Origin of the sequence: Mesorhizobium abyssinicae (genome assembly GCF_049887195.1) — a bacterium.
In the GTDB taxonomy this organism is placed as follows: Bacteria; Pseudomonadota; Alphaproteobacteria; order Rhizobiales; family Rhizobiaceae; genus Mesorhizobium; species Mesorhizobium abyssinicae.
The window spans coordinates 1-3764 of record NZ_JARAKC010000063.1 but is presented as its reverse complement, the minus strand read 5'-3'; the positions used below and the strand labels follow the sequence as shown (position 1 = coordinate 3764).

3 protein-coding genes are annotated in these 3764 nt (G+C 65.7%); all 3 read left to right on the top strand.

The window, feature by feature from the left end:
* Window positions 1–276 precede the first annotated feature (276 nt).
* The 3 genes from PU724_RS33510 to PU724_RS33500 all read left to right on the top strand — a co-directional run bounded on the left by PU724_RS33510 (window position 277) and on the right by PU724_RS33500 (window position 3580).
* On the top strand, window positions 277–1581 hold the full coding sequence (locus PU724_RS33510) for a M24 family metallopeptidase (RefSeq protein ID WP_292173496.1): 1305 nt from the start codon (window positions 277–279) through the stop codon (window positions 1579–1581).
* Window positions 1582–1830: 249 nt separating this feature from the next.
* Window positions 1831–2508 carry an isochorismatase family protein gene (locus tag PU724_RS33505; protein WP_292173493.1) on the top strand — a complete coding sequence of 226 codons (678 nt, stop codon included), beginning with the start codon at window positions 1831–1833 and terminating at the stop codon, window positions 2506–2508.
* Window positions 2509–2518: 10 nt separating this feature from the next.
* Window positions 2519–3580 carry an alpha/beta hydrolase gene (locus tag PU724_RS33500; protein ID WP_354426048.1) on the top strand — a complete coding sequence of 354 codons (1062 nt, stop codon included), beginning with the start codon at window positions 2519–2521 and terminating at the stop codon, window positions 3578–3580.
* Window positions 3581–3764 lie beyond the last annotated feature (184 nt).

Below are 3764 nucleotides of genomic sequence, written 5' to 3'. Positions count from 1 at the left end.
GGCACGGCGCCGAAATAGCTTTCAAGGCTCGAAATGGCAGTCTCTCCCTCGTTAAGACTGCCTGCTCACAGAATCCCTTCTCAGCCCAACTTCAAGTCCCAAAAAGCCATATGCGATTCCCCTGCCCCTCGTGGGGAGATGTCCGGCAGGACAGAGGGGGGCGCGAAGGATCGCGGCGTTGCTCATTCGCCTGCGGCACTCAGCACAACATCTGCGGAATACCGCACAGCGATCCTCCTTGGCCCCGCTATGGTCGCGAGAACAGGAGGCACCGCCATGAGCATCGTCGTTTTCGACCCCGACAGCACCGAGGATGTGGACTTCAAGGATCGCATGCGCCATCCGGCGGCGGCCGATCCGGCGGGGGGCATGTGGCTCTCCGACACCGAGCCGTCCTTCATCGATGCGGATGCGCTGCGCAAGGGCCGTCTCGCCAAGCTGCGCGGCTGGATGCGCGAGGCAGGCTATGGCGCGGTCGTCCTGTTCGACCCTTACAACCAGCGCTACGCCACCGGCTCGCGCAACATGTTCGGCTATTTCCTGCGCAACTCGACCCGCTATTTCTTCATCCCGACCGAAGGGCCGGTCGTGCTGTTCGAATATCCGCAGAGCTACCACGTCTCGATGGTGCTCGATACGATCGACGAGGCGCGGCCGTCGAAGCTGGTCTGGTCCTCGGTATCGGGCCGCGACGACGAGACCGCCGGGCCGTTCGCCGACGAAGTCACCGAACTGCTGAAGAAGCATGGCGGCGGCTCGATGAAGCTCGGGCTCGACCGCTGCAGCCATCTGCAGGCGCTGGCGCTCGAAAAGCGCGGCTGCGAGGTGCGCGATTGCCAGGGCGAGATCCTGGCCGTGCGCGCGGTGAAGACACCTGAGGAAGTCAAATGCCTGCAGGCGTCCATGGCCGGCGCCGAGGCCGCAGTGTCCGCAGTACGCGAGGCGATCAAGCCCGGCGTCTCCGAAAACGAGCTGTTTGCCATCATGTATGGCGAGGTGATCCGCCAGGGCGGCGAGTTCATCGAGACGCGGCTGCTCACCTCCGGCCAGCGCACCAATCCGTGGTTCAGCGAGGCGAGCGGGCGCAAGATCCGGCCGGGCGAGCTGGTCGCGCTCGATACCGACACGATCGGCTGCTACGGCTATTATTCCGATTTCTCGCGCACCTTCCGCTGCGGGCCGGGCAAGCCGACCGCCTACCAGAAGTCGCTCTACCGCATGGCGCACGACCAGGTTCAGCACAACATCGGCATCGTGAAGCCCGGCATGGCTTTTCGCGAAATCGCCGAGAAGGCCTGGAAGATCCCGGACCGCTTCGTCGACCAGCGCTACACTTCGGTCATGCACGGTGTCGGCATGCATGGCGAGACGCCGTTCATCGCGCACTCGATGGACTATGAGACCTATGGCCGGGACGGCATCATCGTGCCCGGCATGGTTGTCAGCGTCGAAAGCTATATCGGCGAGAAAGGCGGCCGCGAGGGCGTCAAGCTCGAGGACGAGATGCTGATCACCGAGACCGGGACGGAGTTGCTGTCGCGGTTTCCGTATGAGGACGATTTTCTGGAGCAGCAGGTTTGATGTCGGCATGATATTGCAAGCCTTCGAGACTAGCCGCAGCACCCGTGAGGTCGTCATCCTAGGGCGAAGCAAGGAGCGCAGCGACGCGGCGCAGACCCTAGGATCCATGCCGCAACGTCAGAGCGTTGCAACGGTGCAGAATTCTGTTCCGCTGCATTTTTCGCTAGAGGTAACGGCATGGATTCCAGGGGCTTCGCGACGCCGCTTCGCGGCTGCTTCGCCCTGGAATGACGAAGCGCGAGCATCCGCATGAAAACGCCCATTTCCATCCGGCGCGGCACCGTGGCCGCGGTGTTCATCGATCTCCAGGAGGAGCATCGCAAGGACGAACGCTATCTGGTCGACGGGTTCGGCGACATCCTCGCCAATGTCCAGCGGCTGCAGGCGGCGGCGCGGCGCAATTTCGTGCCGCTCTACCACTTCGCCTACATCGTCGACCTTGCCGAGGCGCGGCCGTTCCATCCGGTGGACGCCAGCGGCAAGTCGGCCTTCTCCGACAAGGACGATCCGCTGACGGCGGTCTGCGCGGAAGTGGCGCCGGCCGAGGGCGAGACGATGCTGATCAAGACCGAGGCCAGCGCCTTCGGCAACGGCGCCTTCGCCGACCGGCTGAAGACGGCGGGCATCGAATGGCTGGTGATTGCCGGCGTCTGGACCGAGGCCTGCATCGACGCCACGGTGAAAGATGCGGTGGCGCGTGGTTTCCGCGTGCTGCTGGTCAAGGATGCCTGCGGCAGCGCGAGCGCCGCCATGCACCAGACCGCCATCCTCAATCTCGCCAACCGGCTCTATGGCGGCGCCGTCACCGGCACGCTCGATGCCTGCCGGCTGCTGGCGGGCGACACGGTCGATGCGTGGCAGGTCGAGGGCTCGGTGCCGCTGCGCTTCACCTACGAGAACGCGGCGCGGCTCTACGACGAGCTCTGACGGCAAGCCGATGGGCACGAACCAGATCGAACCGGCCAGGCGGGGGAAATACGCCACCCTGCTCGACCCGGAGCTGTGGGACTATATCGACCAGGTCAACGCATGGTTCCCACCCGGGATCGCGGCGCGCCCGATCGCGGAGCAACGCGCGGTCTACAACGCGATGTGCCGGGCCTTCCACCACGCCTATCCGGCTGATGTCACGGCGAGCGACAGTGTGGTCGCCGCCGACGGACGGGACATCGCGGTCCGGCGCTACCGATTGGCCGGCAAGGCGCCGCAGGCAATCGTCGTCTACTACCATGGTGGCGGCTTCGTGCTCGGCGATCTCGACAGCCATAACGACATCTGCGCCGAGATCTGCGCCGCCACCGGCTTCGAGGTGATCTCGGCCGACTACCGCCTGGCGCCGGAGCATCTCCATCCCGCCGCCCTCGAGGATTGCCTCGCCGTGTTCGAATGGGTGGCGGCGACAAGCGCGCTCCCGATCGTGCTCTGCGGCGAGAGCGCCGGCGGTAATCTCGCCGCGGCTGTCGCGCACGCCACGCGCCGCAGCCAGCGCCACGCCGCCGGCCAAGTGCTGATCTACCCCGAACTCGGCGGCGCGACGGGCCGCTCCTACATCGAGCATGCCGAGGCGCCGCTGCTCAGCCTCAGCGATATCGAGTCCTACCGCCGCATCCGGTCCGCGCCGGGTCAATCGCTGGACGATCCGACCCTCTCGCCGCTGCGCGACAGCGATTTTACCGGCCTGCCGCCGACCTTCATCATCACGGCCGAGTGCGATCCGCTGTCGTCCGACGGCGAGGCCTATCGCGACCGCATCGTCGCCGCCGGCGGCTCGGCCTGGTGGCAGGAAGAGCCGCGGCTGGTGCACAGTTTCCTGCGCGCCCGCAACAGCGTGCCGCGCGCCGGCGAGGCGTTTGCGAGAATTGTTGCGGATATTGGCAGGCTTGGCGCGGCGGCCCTTGTGGGGGAGATGGCCGGCAGGCCAGAGGGGGGCGCGAAGGATCGCGGCCCCTCAGAATCCTTAGGATTCAAAACCATTCGTCATCGCAGCGGCGCTGAATAGCCGAGATGCTGGGCGGTGCAGCGCCCCCCTCTGCCCTGCCGGGCATCTCCCCCACGAGGCAGGGCTATCGCATATGGGTTAGCGCCTGGATGAGATAGTCGTCGTTCCACGCGCATTTCTTGATGCGGTGGCTGATGGGGACTTTGTCGGCATCGGCTGCCTGGAGGACGTTTCTGGCGATGCG